This window comes from Monashia sp. HAY1-11D, assembly GCF_056868035.1.
This window is the reverse complement of the sequence record NZ_CP200320.1, coordinates 285244-302707: the sequence shown is the minus strand read 5'-3', so window position 1 is coordinate 302707 and position 17464 is coordinate 285244. Positions and strand designations below refer to the sequence as shown.

General features: G+C 72.5%; 11 protein-coding genes. 5 read left to right on the top strand and 6 right to left on the bottom strand.

Features of this window, described 5'->3' with window-relative positions:
- Nucleotide 1: 1 nt before the first annotated feature.
- The 3 genes from AC1VM9_RS01290 to AC1VM9_RS01280 all read right to left on the bottom strand — a co-directional run bounded on the left by AC1VM9_RS01290 (nucleotide 2) and on the right by AC1VM9_RS01280 (nucleotide 9016).
- Nucleotides 2–6460: a PKD domain-containing protein gene (locus tag AC1VM9_RS01290; protein ID WP_483120714.1), complete on the bottom strand. Its 6459-nt coding sequence runs from the start codon at nucleotides 6458–6460 to the stop codon at nucleotides 2–4.
- A 79-nt stretch (nucleotides 6461–6539) separates the two neighbouring features.
- Nucleotides 6540–8135, bottom strand: a complete 1596-nt coding sequence (locus AC1VM9_RS01285) for a dolichyl-phosphate-mannose--protein mannosyltransferase (protein ID WP_483120713.1) — start codon at nucleotides 8133–8135, stop codon at nucleotides 6540–6542.
- A 44-nt stretch (nucleotides 8136–8179) separates the two neighbouring features.
- Entirely contained in the window at nucleotides 8180–9016 is an 837-nt protein-coding gene (locus AC1VM9_RS01280) for a CPBP family intramembrane glutamic endopeptidase (protein ID WP_483120711.1), read from the bottom strand.
- Nucleotides 9017–9084: 68 nt separating this feature from the next.
- Here AC1VM9_RS01280 and AC1VM9_RS01275 point away from each other — a divergent pair, with 68 nt between their 5' ends.
- Nucleotides 9085–9822: a dienelactone hydrolase family protein gene (locus AC1VM9_RS01275; protein ID WP_481343534.1), complete on the top strand. Its 738-nt coding sequence runs from the start codon at nucleotides 9085–9087 to the stop codon at nucleotides 9820–9822.
- A gap of 83 nt (nucleotides 9823–9905) precedes the next feature.
- Nucleotides 9906–10289, top strand: coding sequence for a hypothetical protein (locus tag AC1VM9_RS01270; protein WP_483120709.1), 384 nt, complete (start codon nucleotides 9906–9908; stop codon nucleotides 10287–10289).
- A 398-nt stretch (nucleotides 10290–10687) separates the two neighbouring features.
- Here AC1VM9_RS01270 and AC1VM9_RS01265 read toward each other — a convergent pair whose 3' ends face one another.
- On the bottom strand, nucleotides 10688–11296 hold the full coding sequence (locus tag AC1VM9_RS01265; protein ID WP_483120707.1) for a DinB family protein: 609 nt from the start codon (nucleotides 11294–11296) through the stop codon (nucleotides 10688–10690).
- 78 nt (nucleotides 11297–11374) lie between these two features.
- The gene (locus tag AC1VM9_RS01260; protein ID WP_483120705.1) at nucleotides 11375–11962 is read right to left on the bottom strand and encodes a DinB family protein; all 588 of its coding nucleotides are present in this window, start codon (nucleotides 11960–11962) and stop codon (nucleotides 11375–11377) included.
- 61 nt (nucleotides 11963–12023) lie between these two features.
- On the opposite strand from AC1VM9_RS01260, the gene AC1VM9_RS01255 reads away from it, so the two are divergent.
- Entirely contained in the window at nucleotides 12024–13001 is a 978-nt protein-coding gene (locus tag AC1VM9_RS01255) for a helix-turn-helix transcriptional regulator (RefSeq protein ID WP_483120703.1), read from the top strand.
- 4 nt (nucleotides 13002–13005) lie between these two features.
- Here the strand turns inward: AC1VM9_RS01255 and ppc are convergent, their stop codons facing one another.
- Nucleotides 13006–15843, bottom strand: coding sequence for a phosphoenolpyruvate carboxylase (gene ppc, locus AC1VM9_RS01250; protein ID WP_483120701.1), 2838 nt, complete (start codon nucleotides 15841–15843; stop codon nucleotides 13006–13008).
- Between the two features lie 135 nt (nucleotides 15844–15978).
- On the opposite strand from ppc, the gene rsmI reads away from it, so the two are divergent.
- Together rsmI and AC1VM9_RS01240 are read left to right on the top strand one after the other, a co-directional pair.
- Entirely contained in the window at nucleotides 15979–16809 is an 831-nt protein-coding gene (gene rsmI / locus AC1VM9_RS01245) for a 16S rRNA (cytidine(1402)-2'-O)-methyltransferase (RefSeq protein ID WP_483120700.1), read from the top strand.
- 172 nt (nucleotides 16810–16981) lie between these two features.
- Complete coding sequence (locus tag AC1VM9_RS01240) at nucleotides 16982–17410, top strand: OsmC family protein (protein WP_481343484.1); 429 nt, start codon at nucleotides 16982–16984, stop codon at nucleotides 17408–17410.
- Nucleotides 17411–17464 lie beyond the last annotated feature (54 nt).

Here is a 17464-nt window from a genome sequence, read left to right as displayed (position 1 = left end):
GTCACGGTGCGAAGGTGAGGACGAGCGCGGCCCAGGTGCCCGAGGTGGTGCCGTCCGCGCGGAACGTGCCGGTGGACGTCGGGAGCTGGTAGGCCCGGCCGAGGTTCGTCTGGCCCGTCGCCTGCGCGGTGAGCGCGGTCCACGCCGAGGTCCACGTCGGGTTCGTCGCCGCAGTGAACGAGGCGACCGCCCCGAACACGACCTCACGCGCCGCCGTCGTCGTCTGGGTCAGACCGGACGAGAACGAGGCCGTCGTGCCGGTCGCGGAGGCGACCCGGTCGACCCGCGTCACACCCTGAAGGTCGTCCACGACCATCCGGTACGACGAGACCTTCGGGAAGGTCGCCGTGATCTTGGCGCCCTGCGGCAGCGGCTTGGTCGCGAGCGCCGTGAGGACGAGGAGCCGGCCGCCGCTCGCGGACACCGACCGGGCGAGGGTGTAGGTGTTGCCGGCCGTGTCGGTGACGCTGGCGGCGCCGTTCGAGTTGGTCAGCACCTGGAGCGTCACGACGACGAGGTGGTTCTGCTGGACGCCGGCCCCGGTTCCGAGCGTGACGGTCGCGGAGGAGGCCGACGTCGTCGACGACGCCGTCCCGACCGTGGCCACGAAGCCGGGTGGCGGCGCGGAGACCGTGACCGACCGCTGCGCCGTGGCGCTGACGCCGGACGTGTTGGTGACGGTGACGGTCACCGTGTAGCTGCCCGCGACGCTGTAGGTGTGCGTGGCCGTGGCGGTGGCCGACGCGGGCACCGTGGTGCCGTCGCCGAAGTCGAACGCATAGGACAGGGTCTGGCCCTGCGGGTCGGTCGACCCGGAGGCGTCGGCGGTGACGGCTACGGGTGCGGTGCCGCTGGACGGGGTCACGGACAGGGCGGCCGTCGGTGGCCGGATCGCCGCTGCGACGGTGACCGTCTTCTGGGCGGTGGAGGTCAGGCCGGAGGTGTTGGCCACGGTCACGACGACCGTGTAGCTGCCGGCGACGCTGTAGGTGTGTGTCGCCGTAGCGGTGGCCGACGCGGGCACCGTGGTGCCATCGCCGAAGTCGAACGCATAGGACAGGGTCTGGCCCTGGGGGTCGGTGGAGGCGGAGGCGTCGGCGGTGACGGCTACGGGTGCGGTGCCGCTGGACGGGGTCACGGACAGCGCGGCCGTCGGCGGCCGGATCGCCGCGGAGACGGTAACCGTCTTCTGCGCGGTCCCGGTCAGGCCGGAGGTGTTGGTGACCGTGACGACGACCGTGTAGCTCCCGGCCGAGGCGTACGTGTGCGTGGCGGTGGCTGAGGTGGAGGTGCCGGTGATGGTGCCGTCGCCGAAGTCGAACGCGTACGACAGGGTCTGACCCTGCGGGTCGGTCGACCCGGAGGCGTCGGCGGTGACGGCTACGGGTGCGGTGCCGCTGGACGGGGTCACGGACAGGGCGGCCGTCGGCGGCCGGATCGCCGCGGAGACGGTGACCGTCTTCTGCGCGGTGGAGGTCAGGCCGGAGGTGTTGGTCACGGTGACGACGACCGTGTAACTGCCGGCCGAGACGTAGCTGTGCGTCGCCGTGGCGGTGGCCGACGCGGGCACGGTCGTGCCGTCGCCGAAGTCGAACGCGTACGACAGCGTCTGCCCCTGCGGATCGGTGGACGCCGAGGCGTCGGCGGTGACCGAGACCGGTGCGGTGCCGCTGGACGGGGTCACGGACAACGAGGCCGTCGGCGGCCGGATCGCCGCGGAGACACTGACCGTCTTCTGGGCGGTCGCGGTCAGGCCGGAGGTGTTGGTGACCGTGACGACGACCGTGTAGCTGCCGGCGGTCGTGTAGCTGTGCGTCGCGGTGGCCGAGGTGGAGGTGCCGGTGATGGTGCCGTCGCCGAAGTCGAAGGCGTAGGACAGCGTCTGCCCCTGCGGATCGGTGGACGCCGAGGCGTCGGCGGTGACCGAGACCGGTGCGGTGCCGCTGGACGGGGTCACGGACAACGAGGCCGTCGGCGGCCGGATCGCCGCGGAGACACTGACCGTCTTCTGGGCGGTCGCGGTCAGGCCGGAGGTGTTGGTGACCGTGACGACGACCGTGTAGCTGCCGGCGGTCGTGTAGCTGTGCGTCGCGGTGGCCGAGGTGGAGGTGCCGGTGATGGTGCCGTCGCCGAAGTCGAAGGCGTAGGACAGCGTCTGCCCCTGCGGGTCCGTGGAGGCCGACGCGTCGGCGGTGACCGAGACCGGTGCGGTGCCGCTGGACGGGGTCACGGACAACGAGGCCGTCGGCGGCCGGATCGCCGCGGAGACACTGACCGTCTTCTGGGCGGTCGCGGTCAGGCCGGAGGTGTTGGTGACCGTGACGACGACCGTGTAGCTGCCGGCGGTCGTGTAGCTGTGCGTCGCGGTGGCCGAGGTGGAGGTGCCGGTGATGGTGCCGTCACCGAAGTCGAAGGCGTACGACAGCGTCTGCCCCTGCGGGTCCGTGGAGGCCGAGGCGTCGGCGGTGACCGCGAGCGGTGCCGTGCCGCTCGACGGGCTGACGGACAGGGCGGCGGACGGCGCGCGGGGCGGTGGCGGCGGTGCCGACACCAGCACCGACTTCTGGTCGGTGGCGGTCAGGCCGGAGGTGTTGGTGACCGTGACGACGACTGAGTAGCTCCCGGCCGAGGCGTACGTGTGCGTCGCCGTGGCTGTCGTCGACGCGGGCACCGTGGTGCCGTCACCGAAGTCGAAGGCGTACGACAGGGTCTGCCCCTGCGGGTCGGTCGACGCCGAGGCGTCGGCCGTGACGGCCAGCGGCGCGGTGCCGCTCGACGGTGTCAGGCTCAGCGATGCCGTCGGCGCCTTGAGCGGCGGGGGCGGAGTTGCGACGCTGACCGTCTTGTGGTCGCTCGACGCCAGGCCCGACGTGTTCCGCACCGTCACGGTGAGTGTGTAGCTGCCCGCCTCGGTGTAGGTGTGCGTCGCCGTCGCGCTCGCCGACGCCGGCGCCGTGGCGCCGTCACCGAAGTCGAACGCGTACGACAGCGTCTGCCCCTGCGGGTCGGTCGAGGCCGACGCGTCGGCCGTGACGGCCAGCGGTGCCGTGCCCGTCGAGGGGCTCACGGCCAGTGAGGCGACCGGTGGCTGGACCGGTGGTGGCGGTGCCGTGACCGACACGGTCTTGGCCGCGCTGTCGCTGAGGCCGGAGGTGTTCGTCACGGTGACGGTGACGGTGTAGCTCCCGGCCGAGGCGTACGTGTGGGTGGCGGTCGAGGTCGTCGACGCGGGCGCCGTCGTGCCGTCACCGAAGTCGAACGCGTACGAGAGCGTCTGCCCCTGCGGGTCGGTGGAGGCCGACGCGTCGGCGGTCAGGGCCAGCGGGGCCGTCCCGCTCGACGGCGTGGCCGTCAGCGACGCCGTCGGCGGCTGGACGACGGGCGGTGACGTGACGCCGACCGTCGCGGTCGTGGAGCTGCTGAGGCCGCTGCTGTTGCGCACGGTGACCTTCGCCGTGAACGTGCCGACGGTGGTGTAGACGTGGGTCGCGGTGGGCGAGGCCTGGGCGGCCAGCGTCGTGCCGTCACCGAAGTCGAACGCGTAGCTCAGGCTCTGGCCCTGCGGGTCGCGCGAGGCCGACGCGTCGGCGGTGACCGACAGCGGGGCGGTGCCGTTGGCCGGCGTCATGACGAGGCTGGCGGTCGGCGGCTGCACCGGTGGCGGCGGTGCGGCGACGGCGACCGAGCCGCTCGCGGTGCCCACGAGCCCGGAGGTGTTCCGGGCGGTCACGGTGACCGTGTAGGTGCCGGCGGACTGGTAGGTGTGGGCTGCGGTGGGGGACGACTGCGCGGGCAGACTCGTGCCGTCACCGAAGTCGAACGCGTACGAGAGGGTCTGGCCCTGCGGGTCGGTCGACGCGGAGGCGTCGGCGCTGACGGCGAGCGGAGCCGTACCGCTGGTCGGGGTCAGCGTCAGCCTCGCGACCGGCGGCTGGACCGGTGGGGCCACGTCGGGCTGGAACTCGTACGCGCCGAGGTCGTCGTAGAGCCGCGGCCCGGCCGCGAAGGTGTTGGCGACGTTGGGGTCGCGCACCCGGGGGTAGCCGAGGATGTCGGTGGCCTGGGCTCCGGGCACGCCGCTGTCGCCGCGGTCGATGGCCGGCGACCCCTCGCGCAGCGAGAGGTCCCACGTGCCGACGTTGCTGAACTTGGCGTCCGCCTGGACGCCGGCGGCCTCCTGCCCGGAGGCAGCGCGCATCGCGGTCAGGCTCGTGTACGTCGTGCCCCAGGCGTACATGACGCCGCTCTTGCTGAGGTAGACGAGGTTGTGGTCGACGAGCGTGCTGTTCTGGGCGCCGTCCCAGACGCCGATGTTGCCCGCGCGGCGTGCGCAGGCGATGCCGGCGTAGGCCGGGTAGACGGCGTTGTCGACGGCGATGTTGTTGGCGATCTGGTAGCTGCCCGAGGACAGGCCCTCGAGGTTGATGCCGCTGGTGCAGTTGCGGTACACCGTGTTGCCCACGACGGTCCCGCCGGTGACGTTGAGGTTGTCGATGCCGTGGTCGCCGTTGTTGTACGTGACGTTGAGGGTGACGAGGTTGTTGTTGCCGCCGGTGTAGAGCTGGATGCCCGTGTCCTCGTTGTCGTGGGTGACGTTCCTCGAGATGACGTTGCCCGGGCTCGTGACGTTGATGCCGTTGGCGTTGCGCTGCCAGCCCTGGGCGTTGAAGCTCGACTGGTTGTTGGTCACGGTGTTCCCGGTCGAGGTGTTCGTGATGTAGATGCCGGTGTCGCTGTTGTGGTTGGTGTTGTTGTCGGCGACGAGCGAGCTGTTCGTCGCGCGGATGCTGATGCCGGGTGCGGTCGCCCCCTGGGCCTGTCGCCCCGTATTGGTGACGGTGTTGCCGCGGATGGTGACGTGGTCGCTCTTGGTCACGTAGATGCCGTCGCCCGTCGTTCCCGTGAAGGTGAGGTTGGACAGCTCGATGTAGCTCCTCGTCGACAGGTACGCGCCGTTGGTCACGCCGGTGCCGATGACGGGGCTGCGGCCCGGCCAGCTCGTGATGGTGATCGGCGCGCTCGCGGTGCCCGACACCGACGGCTTGACCGTCTCCGCGTAGGTGCCGTCACCGATGTAGAGCGCGTTGCCGGCCTGCAGCCGGCTGACGCCCTTGGTGATCGTGCAGAACGGCGTGCTCGACGTGCCGTTGCCCGAGTCGGTGCAGACGGGGCTGGTCTTGTCGACGTAGTAGTCGGTCGCCACGGGCAGGACCGGCGGCGTGCCGATGACGAACTCGTCCATGACGCTTCCCGCGACGCAGGCCATGTCCTCCTTCGTCGTCGACTCGTCGCACACGGCCTGCAGCTTGAGGCCGGTCGACCCGACGTCGACGCGCAGGTGGGACAGGTGGAAGGCCCGGAACGCGGTGCGTGGGTCGGTGCTGGTCCACGGCGTCTCGAGCGACGACGGCGCGCCGACGGTGACGTGCGTGACGCCCTGGATCGGCTGGAAGCGCTCGTAGTCGTGGGAGTGGCCGTTGATGTTGAGGACGTACTTGCTGTAGGACTGCCCGAAACCGTCGAGGATCGAGGCGATGCCCGCTTCGCCGCGGTGGTAGCCGGTCGAGTAGGCGGGCCGGTGGCCGTACGTGACGATGTACTTGATGGTGGGGTCGTCCTGGGCCTGCCGCATCAGGGGGCCGGCCTTGGACTGCCAGTCGCTCCAGGCGCCGGTCCACGGTTCGGGGTAGGCGATGAACCGGACCGGACCGGCGTCGAACCAGCCCCAGTCGTTGCCGCCGGCGGAGATGGCCGGCGACCCCGGGGAGGCGGCCGCGTTCGGCATGAGGAGGCGGCCCTTGTAGTTGCGCAGGTCGTCCGAGCCGGCCACGTCGTACTCGTGGTTGCCCCAGGCAGGCATGTACGCCACGCGGGTGCTCCAGCGCATGACGTCGTTGAAGTGCTGGTGCACGGCGTCCATCGTCGTGCCGTTGGCGTACGTCAGGTCGCCGACCATGAGCACGAACGACGGGTCGTCGGAGGTGATGTTGTCGAGGGTCGCCCCCAGCTTGGAGAAGTTGACGGTGTCGCCGACGTCACCGATGGCATCGAACCGGAAGCTCGAGGTCGGCGGCGCGTGGAAGGTGTAGTCGGGTCCGCCGCCGATCGAGTAGTGGTAGGTCGTGCCCGGCACGATGCCGTCCAGCTCGAGCTGCCAGAAGGGCCCGGGGGAGTCCCACGGCGTCCATCCGGGGGCCACGCCGGTCGCGGTCTGCCCGTACGTGGTGCTGGTGCCCCACCGCACGTCGTTCGCGCTGCCGCGCCAGTCGAGGGCGACCGACGTCGACCCGGTGAAGGTGTAGTGCACCTCGTCCACCGAACCGGCGGCCCAGCCGGGCTGCATCGGTCCCCCCACGAGGAGCGCCAGCGCGGCGACGATGGCGGGCGGCAGCAGGCGGGCGAGCCACCGTCCCCGCCGGTGCCGGTTCAGGGCAGGAGACGCTGACGACCCCGGGTTCATGGGCTGACGGTAGGTCCGGCCACGAGGGCGGTCGACCCGCCCACGGACGAGCCGCGACTACGTCAGCGGCTGTAGCCCCTCAGACCCAGCTCGGGAACCACATCCGGGCCTGCCACTCCGTCAGCGGGATGACGTCGGCGACGTAGATCGGGTGGAAGAACGCGAACAGGGCCATCGTCAGGAGGACGAACCCGCCGATGACGCCCAGACCGACGCGTCGACGCGTGACGGACGCCTCGCGCCCACCCATGACCATCCCGAGGACGTACACGCAGGCGAGGACGGCCCATGGCACGAACGCGACCTCGTAGAAGGAGTAGATCGTGCGGTTGCCGAGGAAGAACCACGGCAGGTAGCCCGAGAAGAGGCCGCAGAGCACGGCGCCGGCCCGCCAGTCGCGACGCAGGGCCCACATGAACAGCAGGACGAGAATCGCGACCGTCGCCGTCCACCAGATCGACACGGTGCCGATCGAGGTGATGGCCTTGCTGCACTGGTCGACGAGGCAGCCGTCCGAGCCCTTCTTCGGGCCCTCGTAGTAGAACGACGTGGGCCGGCCCTGGATGAGCCAGGACCAGGGGTTGGTCTGGTACGGGTGCGAGGACGTGATCGCCTGGGTCGAGGCGTACATCTGCTGGTGGTAGGCCCACAGCGAGCGCCACCAGTCCGGCAGCCACGCGTACCGGGTGTCGGGGTTCGTGGCGCCCCACGTGCGGAACGAACCGCCCTGCGTGAGGATCCAGCCCGTCCAGCTGCCGACGTAGGTGAGCACCGCCGTCACGACGAGCTGGACGAACGCGAACGGGCCGTCCTTGACCAGCGCCCCGACCCCCCAGCCGCGGACACCGGCCGCGCGGCGGGCGCCGACGTCCCAGAGGACGGTGAGCAGGCCGAACCCGACGAGGAAGTAGAGGCCGGACCACTTGGTGCCGGCCGAGAGCCCGAGCATGACGCCGGCGACCCAGCGCCAGGGCCGCCAGCCGAGCCAGGGGCCGAGCCATGACGTCGCGGCACGCGGCCGGTCACCCACCTTGCGCGCCAGCACCTCCCGCGCCCGGTCCCGGTCGAGGAGCAGCGCCCCGAAGGCGGCGAGCCCGAAGAACATGACGAAGATGTCGAGCAGGCCGGTGCGGGAGTGGACGAAGTGGTGCCCCTCGAAGGCGAGCAGCGCTGCCGCGACGGTGCCGAGCAGGTCGGAGCGGAAGAGCCGTCTCGCAATACGTCCGAGCATGAAGATCGAGATGGTGCCGGCGAGGGCCACGGCGAAGCGCCAGCCGAAGGAGTTGAGGATGCCGAAGGGGACCTCGCCCCAGCCGATGAGCCACTTGCCGACCGGCGGGTGCACGACGAAGTCGCCCTCGGTGCCGTACACCATCGGGTCGTTGGCGGTGAAGTGCTGGTCGACCTGGTTGGCCTGCTGCAGCACGTCGTCGTTCTTCATCTCGAACCAGAACAGGACCATCGACCAGCCCTGCTTGACGTAGTACGTCTCGTCGAACACGAGCTGGTGCGGCGCCCCGACGTGCCAGAAGCGCATGAAGCCGCCGACGAGCGTGAAGAACAGCGGTCCGGCCCAGCCGAGCCAGGCGATGCGTCCGGCGACGCGTCGCCTCAGCCGGAAGTCGTCGGCCGGGTCCCCGAGCAGGCGGACGCGCACCTGTCGGGTCGAGTTCATGCGCGCCATCGTATGCAGTGCCGCTGGGTGCGGCGGGCCTGGACTCAGAGGGTGACGCCGTGGGAGCGGAGCACCGAGTACCCGACGAAGGCGACGACGTCGAGGACCGTGTGGCACACGACGAGGGGCATGACGCGCCGGGTCCGGACGAAGACGAGGCCGAGGAGCAGCCCCATGGCGATGTTGCCGACGAACCCGCCGAAGCCCTGGTAGAGGTGGTAGGTGCCGCGGGTCACGGCGGAGGCGGCGATGACGAGGGGCCAGGCCCACCCGGCCTGGCGCCACCGGGTGAAGAGGTAGCCGACCATGACGACCTCCTCGAGCACGGCGTTGCCGACGGCGGCGAGCACGAGCACCGGGCCGGACCACCAGACGGCCTCGAGGCTGGCGGCCGACACGGTCGTGTTGACCCCGAGCGCGCGGGCGAGGAGGTAGAGGCCGAGGCCGGGGATGCCGATGACGGCGGCCAGGCCGACACCGCGGAGCAGGTCGCGCCGGGGCTCGGTGCGGTCGAGCCCGAGGAACCGGGCGGCCCGGACCGCGGGAGCCGGGCGGCGCACGTGGTCGAGCAGGTAGAGGGCGAGGACCACGGGCACGAGCGGCAGCAGGATGTTGGCCAGCTGGTAGGCGAGGTCGAGCCAGGGCCGGTCCGGCGTGGCCGACTGGTTCATCGCGGTCGTCTGCTGCGACAGCGGCACGGCCCGGGTCAGCTTCTCGATGATCGACAGCACGGCGTACACAGCCGACGACCCGAGGCTGACGCCGAGGACGAGGAGGGTCTCGCGCCGCAGCCCGTGTCGCGCCACAGGGTCGTCGACGGTGACCGGGTCCCAGGGCGAGGGGCGCGAGAGCAACCGCGTCAGGAGGCCCGGGGTCGACATGGCGTCACTGTAGCCACGCAGCGGCTGCGGTCGGAGGGCACGACGCGGTGCGCGGGTACGGTCAGCGCGTGGCGTTGCTCTCCGGCTGGCAGCGCGGCGAGCACGCCGCGGACGGGTTCACCCATCCCGTCTACGAGCGCGGCTCAGGGCCGGGCATCGTCCTCGTGCACGAGAGCCCCGGCCTCACGCCGGAGGTCGTCGAGCTCGGCGACCAGCTGGCCGGTGATGGCTTCACCGTGGCGATGCCGCACCTGTTCGGCTCCGCGCACGCCCCGCCGCGCACGTGGGAGGCCGTCCGCGTCGTGCCACGGCTGTGCGTGACGCGCGAGTTCACCATGGTCGCGGTGGGCCGCACCGCGCCGCTCGCCGGTTGGCTGCGCAGCCTCGCCCGCGACCTGCACGCACGCGCCGGCGGCGTCGGCGTGGGCGCTCTGGGCATGTGCCTCACCGGCGGCTTCGCGCTCGCGATGATGGTCGACCCCGTCGTCGTGGCGCCCGTCGTCGCCCAGCCCGCCGTGCCGCTGCCGCTCGGGCCGCGGCGGGCGGCCGACCTCAACCTCGGGGCCTCCGACCTCGCGGCCGTCCGACGCCGGGTCGCGGACGGGTGCCCGGTGCTCGGCCTGCGCTACCGCGGCGACTGGGTCACCGGGACGCGCTTCGACACGCTGCGGCGCGAGCTGGGTGAGGGCTTCCTCGCGGTCGAGCTGGACGGCGCGGGGCACTCCACGCTCACCGACCACCGGCACCCCGAGGCGGTCGCCGCGGTGCGCCGTTTCTTCCGCGAGCGACTGCTCGAGATCCACTGAGCCGCAGCCATCTTCGTGGCTTCATTCGTGGTGGTGTCGAAATGCGCTGGCTCCCTTGGTGACTCGCGTCTAGCGTCGTCGTCATGACGACCTCGCCCCTGCGCCGCGCCCTGCGCGACCGCCTCACCACCGCCATGCGCGAGCGTGACCGGGACCTCGTGTCGGCGCTGCGGTCGACGCTCGCCGCCCTCGACAACGCGGAGGCGGTCCCGCTCCGCGACGCGTCCGGGGTCGGGCGGCCCCTCACCTCGTCCGAGCACGTGGCCGGCGCGGCCATCGGCGTCGGGGCGGCCGAGGTCGAGCGCCGGGTGCTCGGGCCCGGCGACGAGCGAGCGGTCGTCGCCGACGAGGTCGCGGGCCTGCGCGAGGCGGCGGGGCACCGGCGTCGGGCGGGCGACACGTCCGGTGCGGAGGTCGCGGAGGCGGCGGCCCGGCTGCTCGAGGGCGTCCTGGCGTCCGCCGGCTGACGCGGCGACGCCGCCACCCCGAGGCCCGCCCTCGGCCGTCCACAGGCGCCGGGGGACAACCTGTGCACATAGCAGCTCCGGGTGTGGACGAGCGTCGCCATGCTGTGGACGACACGCGATCTTCCTGTGTACCGGGAGTTTCCTTTGCGAAAACCCTTGTGGCACAGGCTCATAGCGGATAGAAATCTCTCACGCCCTCCTCCGGGAGAGCGGGACGGGACGGGGACGATGGTCCGTACGGTGGGGTGACCCACTGCGCCAGCCGGGTGACGGGGCTGGTGAGACCAGAGGAACCGAGCCGTCGGCCGGGAGCGTCACCACGACCGGTCGCCCAGAAGGGCCCTTGGGACTCATACTCCCAAGGGCCCTTCGCCTGTCGCTGGCTCGGCTCTTCCGGCTCAGGCCTGCGTCGCCACCGGGGGACGCCACGGCTTGAGCCACGGCGTGTCCGGCCAGCCCTCGCGCCCGGCGACGAGCTCGTACATCGTCGCGCCGTCGATGGACTCCCGGACGATGTCGGCGTGCCCGGCGTGGCGGGCGAGCTCCTCGACGAGGTGCAGCGCCACCCAGCGCACGGACCACGCCTCCAGGTCCCGGGGGAACCACGGCGCGTCCCGCGGCACGGGGACCGCGGCGTCGAGGTCGGCGGTGCGCAGCACCTCGCGCGTCACGTCGCCCTGGGCGGCGAGGGCGGCGAGGAGCGAGTCGAGGGTGTCGGAGTCGGTGACGCGGAAGTCGTCGCCCCAGGCCGCGGCCTGCTCGTCGACCGAGGCGTCGGGCGGTGCCGGGGCCCCGGGCGCCGCGGCGATGCGCTCGACCCAGCCGCGTTCGCACCTCGTGACGTGCTTGACGAGTCCCCCGATCGACAGGGTTCCGGCGGTGGGGGTGAGGCGGATCTGCTCCTCGGTCAGGCCGTAGGCGGCCGAGGCGAAGGCGTCGCGCTGCTGGTCGATGTAGGCGATGAGGCCGTCGCGCTCGTCGACGACGGGGGGAACCTGTGCGGGCATGGGGAGCTCCTTGGGCGGGCGGGCGGGGGTGGATGAGGCCGTGTGACGGTCGGAGGGTGCGGGTCGGTGGGTGCCGGGTCAAGCGGTGCGGTGGGCCCAGAGGTCGCGCAGCAGGGCGATCTCCGCGCCGTGGTGGATCAGCTCGCGGTTGATGTGCAGCACGAGGGTGGCGCGCGACGCGTCCGCGAACAAGCCCTCCGCGGGGCCGCACGGCTCGGTCAGCCCCTCGGCGCCCCAGCTGCGCACGCCGTCGAACCAGGCGGCGTAGGCACTGTCGAGCTGGGCGAGGGCCTGGTCGGCCGTCGCGGCGTAGTCGAAGGTGAAGTAGTCGGCCTCGGGCGCCCCGAAGTGGTTGTGGGCCCGGGCGCCGAGCACCCCGACGACGATGTGGGCCAGGCGCCAGGCGATCGTCGTCACCGGCGTCGGATCGGGGGCGGGGTAGGCCCAGTCGATCGTCATCGCGCCGCTGCCGCCCTGGATCTCGGTGCTGCCCTCGCCGCGCCGGTGGACGTTCCAGGCGCCCGGGACCGGCTCCCAGAAGTACTCGTCGTCCGTCAGGCCCTCGAAGCGGGCGCGCAGCTGGTTCTTCCAGTGCCAGTCGGCCTGCTCGACGAGGGTCTCGTTCCAGTCGATGGTCGTGCTGGTCGTGCGTGTCGTCTGTGTCATGGCTCCATCGTCGCAGGCATATAGGACAAGAACTGTCCTAAGTGAATGGCAGACTCCGACCATGTCCACGACGAGCGACGGCAACGGCACGACCGCCCGCGTTCTCCGGCTGCTCGACCTGCTCCAGAGCCGGCCGGTCTGGAGCGGCACCGAGCTGGCCGAGCGCCTCGGCGTGACGACCCGCAGCGTGCGGCGCGACGTCGACCGCCTGCGCGAGCTCGGCTATCCCGTCAACGCGGCGCACGGCGCGGGCGGCGGCTACCAGCTCGGGGCCGGGCGCCGGCTGCCGCCGCTGCTGCTCGACGACGACGAGGCCGTCGCCATCGCCGTGTGCCTGCGGCTCGCGGCGGGTGGCACCGTCGAGGGCCTCGGCGAGGCCGCCGTGCGCACGCTGGCCAAGCTCGACCAGGTGCTTCCGGGCCGGCTGCGCTCGCAGGTCGAGGCCATCCACGAGGCCACCGTGACGCTCGACAGCACGACCTCACCGGTCGACGCGTCGACGCTCCTCGTGCTCGCGCGGGCCTGCCGCGAGACCGAGCGGGTCAGGTTCGCCTACGACGGTCCGCGCGGGGCGGGCGAGCGGACCGTCGAGCCCTACCGCCTCGTCGCCACCGGCCGTCGCTGGTACCTGCTCGCCTACGACCTCGACCGGCAGGACTGGCGCACCTTCCGGCTCGACCGGATCAGCGGCCCCGAGGCCCGCGGCTGGCGCTTCAAGCCCCGGGACGACGCCCCCGACGCCGCGGAGCACGTGCGTCGGTCGATCTCCCGCGGCGCCTACGACCACGTCTGCCGCGTCCGCATCCATGCGTCGAAGTCCGTGGTGGAGCAGCAGATCCCGCCGTCGGTCGGCACCGTGACGGCCGACGGCCGCGCGCACTGCATCCTCGAGGCCGGCGGCAACCACCTCGGCTGGATGGCGATGCACCTGGCCGTGCTCCCGTGGGAGATGACGGTGCTCGACCCGCCCGAGCTGCGGGACGTCATGCGGGAGCAGGCCGAGCGCCTGCTCCGGGCCGCGGTGAGCACAGCCGGCTGACGCGTCAGCCGGTGTTGCGCAGGCCGGCCGCGATGCCGTTGATGGTCAGCAGCAGCGCCCGCTGGACGTCGTCGTCGGGCTCGGCGTCGTCGGGCACGGCACGCGACCGCGCGAGCAGCGAGGTCTGCAGGGCGTGCAGGGGAGCGAGGTAGCTGTCCCGCAGCTGCAGGGTCCGCCGCAGCACGGGCGCCGACTCGAGCAGCTCCTTCTGGCCCGTGACCCGCAGCACCTCCTCGACCGTCCGGGCGTGCTCGGCGCGGATCGTGTCGAAGATGCCGGCGACGTCCTCGGGCACGAGCGCCCGCACGTACCCGGCGGCGATGTCGAGGTCGGTCTTGGCCAGCGTCATCTGGACGTTGGACAGGAAGGTGCGGAAGAAGGCCCACGAGCCGTACATCTCGCGCAGCGTGCTCTCGCGGCCGTCCTCCCGGGCGGCGGCGAGCCCGGAGCCGACGCCGAACCAGCCGGGCAGGATGATCCGCGACTGGGTCCAGCCGAAGACCCACGGGATGGCGCGCAGGTCATCGAGGCCGCCGGCGCCACCGGGACGCTTCGAGGGGCGCGAGCCGATGTTCATCTTGCCGAGCTCGTCGACGGGCGTCGCGGAGACGAAGAACGGGACGAGTCCGGGGTCGCGCACGAGCGCGCGGTATGCGTCCTGGCCCCGACCGGCCACGACGTCCATCGTGCCGTTCCAGCCGTCGAGGACGTCCCGCGGCAGGAGGGACCGCCGGTGCAGGGCCGACGCCTCGAGCACCGCGGCGAGGGCCACCTCGAGGTTGAACCGGGCCAGGCCCGGCAGCGTGTACTTGTCGCTGATGACCTCGCCCTGCTCGGTGATCTTGATCGGCCCGTCGAGGCTGCCGTAGGGCTGGGAGAGGATGGCCTCGCCCGTGGGGCCGCCGCCGCGTCCGACCGAGCCGCCGCGCCCGTGGAAGAGCCGCAGCACGACGCCGTGCCGACGCGCGACGTCGCGCAGGGCGCGCTGCGCGCGGTGGATCTGCCACTGCGACGCGGCGATTCCCGCGTCCTTCGACGAGTCGGAGTAGCCGAGCATGATCTCCTGCACGTCGCCACGCGCCGCGACGACGCGGCGGTAGGACGCGTCGGACAGGAGCGCGTCGAGGAGGGGGCCCGCGGCCTCGAGCTCGGCGACCGTCTCGAACAGGGGCGCGAAGCCGATCCGGGCCGTCGCCGCCCTCGTCTCGCTTCCCGTGTCGACGAGTCCGGCCTCGCGGGCCAGGACGACGACGGCGAAGAGGTCGTCGACGTCGTGGGTCATCGACACGATGTAGGTCTCGATGCACTCCTCGCCGTACGTGTCGAGCGCGCGGCCGATCGCGGCCATGAGGGACAGCGAGGCCGTCGCCGCCTCACCGAGGTCGTGCGTGCCGGCGCCGGTGAGCGGGCGGCGCGAGGCCATCTCCCGCGACAGCACCGTGATGCGGCCCGCGTGGTCGAGCTCGCCGTACGGGGTGTCGAGCTCGTCGAGGCGGTCGTACAGCTCGGCGAGCGCGGCGTGGTGCTTGTCGCTGTGCTCGCGCACGTCGAGGGTGGCCAGGCCGGTGCCGGTGGCGACCGCCGCGCGGATGAGCCGCAGGATGGCGCCGTCGGCGGTCAGGGTGTCACCGCCGGCGAGCATCGACTCGCGGACGAGGACGAGGTCGGCGAGCAGCTCGTCGAAGGTCGTGTAGTCGCGGCCGGGCTCGTGCGGCGTGCCGTGTGCGAGGCGGTCCCGGGTCCGCAGCAGGCGGACCCGCACGAAGCTCAGCTTGAGCCGGTACGGCTCCTCGGCGTTGAGCCGTCGGACCGACTCGTAGGTCACCGGCAGCGCCGTGGCGTCGCGCTCGAGGCTCTCACGCAGGGCGTCGGTGACCGTGACGACGCGGGTCGACGAGGACAGCTCGTGGAGCATGTGGTCGAGCTTGTCGACGAGCTCCTCGAGGCCCACGTCGTGCTGCAGGCCGATGACCTCCAGCGTCACCTCGGGCGTCACGTTGGGGTTGCCGTCGCGGTCACCGCCCGCCCAGGCGCCGAAGCGCAGCGGACGCGCGGACGCGGGCAGCTCGACGCCGATGCCGGCGAGGGTGCGGTCGAGCTCGCCGAGGAGGTCCGGCACGACCTGGGCGGCGAGGAAGCGCAGCGTGTGCATCGCGGTGCGCGCCTCGTCGGTGGGCTCGGGCCGCACGATGCGCAGCTCGTCGGTCTGCCACAGCATGTCGACGAGCTCGGCGAGGCGGCGCTCGGTGCGCGCACTCTCGGTGGCCGGGCGGCGCGGGTCCTCGAGCTCGGTGACGGTGGCCGCGATGCGCCGTAGGAGGTTCAGGACGGTCCGCCGGGTGGCCTCCGTGGGGTGGGCCGTGAAGACCGGCCGGTACTCGAGCCGGGCGAGGACGTCGTCGAGCTGCTCGCGCTCCAGGCTGCCGGACTCGAGCGCCTCCCCGATGCGCCGCACCGTCGCGGCGAGCGGTCCCTCGTCGACGGCGCTCAGCTCCTGCCACCGGTGCAGCTGCTCGGTGACGTTGACGAGCTGGAAGTAGCCGGTGAAGGCCCGGGCGAGCACGACGGCGGTCGGTGCGTCGACCCCCTCGAGGAGCGCACGCAGCTCGTCGTCCTCGGGCTGGCGGGCCAGACCACGGACCTTCTCGACGAGCTCGAGCAGCTCGGGTCCCTCGTGCCGCGTGAGCGCCTCGCCGAGGAGCGTCCCGAGCTGGCGCACCGACGCCCGGAGGGCAGCGTGCTGCTGCGCGGAGGAGACGCCACCGGCGAACGTCGCGACGTTCGGCTCGCGCCGGTCGGCCTCGAGGAGCTGCTCGGTGGTGGCCCGGTCCTGGGTGCTCATGCGTCAGTGGTACCGCGTCGAGGTTTCCGGATGGTTACCGGTCCACGATGGGGGACGGAATCTGGACACCTGGGTCGCCGTCCGTCCGGCCCGCCGTCCCCGGTGGCCGGGCGGTGGCCCTGCGAGGATGACGCCATGAGCACCGGCACCCTCGTCCTCGCGGCCACCCCCATCGGCGACCCGCGCGACGCCGCGCCCCGGCTCGGGGCCGAGCTCGCCGAGGCGGACGTCGTAGCCGCCGAGGACACGAGGCGGCTGCGGCGGCTGCTCACCGAGCTCGACGTCACCCCGCGCGGCACGGTCCTCAGCTACCACGAGCACAACGAGGCGAGCCGGACGCCCGAGCTCGTCGAACGGCTCGTCGCGGGCGAGCGCGTCGTCGTCGTCACGGACGCGGGCATGCCCTCCGTCAGCGACCCGGGCTACCGCCTCGTCGCCGCGTCCGTCGAGGCGGGGGTGCGCGTCACGTGCGTGCCCGGGCCGAGCGCCGTCCTCATGGCGCTCGCCGTGTCGGGCCTGCCCGTCGACCGGTTCTGCTTCGACGGGTTCCTCCCGCGCAAGCCGGGCGAGCGGACCCGGGCCCTCGCCGAGGTGGCCGAGGAACGCCGGACGCTCGTCTTCTTCGAGGCGCCGCACCGCCTCGCCGACACGCTCGCCGCGATGGGCGACGCGTTCGGGGCCGACCGCCGGGCCGCGGTGTGCCGCGAGCTGACGAAGACGTACGAGGAGGTCCGACGCGGCACCCTCGCCGAGCTCGTCGAGTGGGCACAGGCGGGGGTCAAGGGCGAGATCACCGTCGTCGTGGCGGGGGCGGATCGACGCCTCGCCTCGGTGGACGACGCCGTCGAGCAGGTCCGCCGACGCGTCGGGCAGGGGGAGCGGCTCAAGGACGCCGCCGGCATCGTGGCCGCCGAGACCGGCCTGTCGAAGAAGGTGCTCTACGACGCGGCGGTGTCCCGGGGCTGAGGCCGGCGGGCCACGACCGCGGCTCCCCGCGTCCCGTCGGGCGGGTCGGGCTGGTAGGTCTTGAAGGGTGGACGCCCTGGGATCAGGGTGGAACACGGCCGGGACGCGGCGCGTTGCGCCGGCGGGTGCTGCGACCGGCGCCGCATCCAGACACACGAGGCAAGGAGCAGGGATGGCTACGATCCGCAACGCGTCCGCGCACTGGGAGGGCTCGCTCATGGAGGGGTCCGGACAGGTCACCTTCGAGTCGTCGAACCTCGGCACCCACGAGGTCACGTGGGCCTCGCGCGCCGAGCAGCCCGGCGGGCGCACGAGCCCGGAGGAGCTCATCGCGGCGGCACACTCGACCTGCTACTCCATGGCGCTGTCGAACGGGCTCGCCAAGGCCGGGACGCCGCCGGAGAGCATCGACACCAAGGCCGCCGTCACCTTCCAGCCCGGCACCGGCATCACCGGCATCGAGCTGTCCGTCACGGCCAAGGTTCCCGGCCTGACGGCCGAGCAGTTCGAGGAGGCCGCCCAGGCCGCCAAGGAGGGGTGCCCGGTCAGCCAGGCGCTCAAGGCGGTGCCGATCAGCCTCGAGGTGAACTTCACCGAGTGACCCGTCGGCCACGGCCGACCAGGGCGACGACACAGCCGAGCCGGCGTCACCCCG

Bases quoted from the DNA above. Each gene is read 5' to 3' on its own strand.
- rsmI (WP_483120700.1), top strand. From the start codon at position 15,979: ATGAGCACCGGCACCCTCGTCCTCGCGGCCACCCCCATCGGCGACCCG.
- AC1VM9_RS01265 (WP_483120707.1), bottom strand. From the start codon at position 11,296: ATGCCCGCACAGGTTCCCCCCGTCGTCGACGAGCGCGACGGCCTCATC.
- AC1VM9_RS01280 (WP_483120711.1), bottom strand. From the start codon at position 9,016: ATGTCGACCCCGGGCCTCCTGACGCGGTTGCTCTCGCGCCCCTCGCCC.
- AC1VM9_RS01255 (WP_483120703.1), top strand. From the start codon at position 12,024: ATGTCCACGACGAGCGACGGCAACGGCACGACCGCCCGCGTTCTCCGG.
- AC1VM9_RS01260 (WP_483120705.1), bottom strand. From the start codon at position 11,962: ATGACACAGACGACACGCACGACCAGCACGACCATCGACTGGAACGAG.
- AC1VM9_RS01290 (WP_483120714.1), bottom strand. From the start codon at position 6,460: ATGAACCCGGGGTCGTCAGCGTCTCCTGCCCTGAACCGGCACCGGCGG.
- AC1VM9_RS01270 (WP_483120709.1), top strand. From the start codon at position 9,906: ATGACGACCTCGCCCCTGCGCCGCGCCCTGCGCGACCGCCTCACCACC.
- ppc (WP_483120701.1), bottom strand. From the start codon at position 15,843: ATGAGCACCCAGGACCGGGCCACCACCGAGCAGCTCCTCGAGGCCGAC.
- AC1VM9_RS01240 (WP_481343484.1), top strand. From the start codon at position 16,982: ATGGCTACGATCCGCAACGCGTCCGCGCACTGGGAGGGCTCGCTCATG.
- AC1VM9_RS01285 (WP_483120713.1), bottom strand. From the start codon at position 8,135: ATGAACTCGACCCGACAGGTGCGCGTCCGCCTGCTCGGGGACCCGGCC.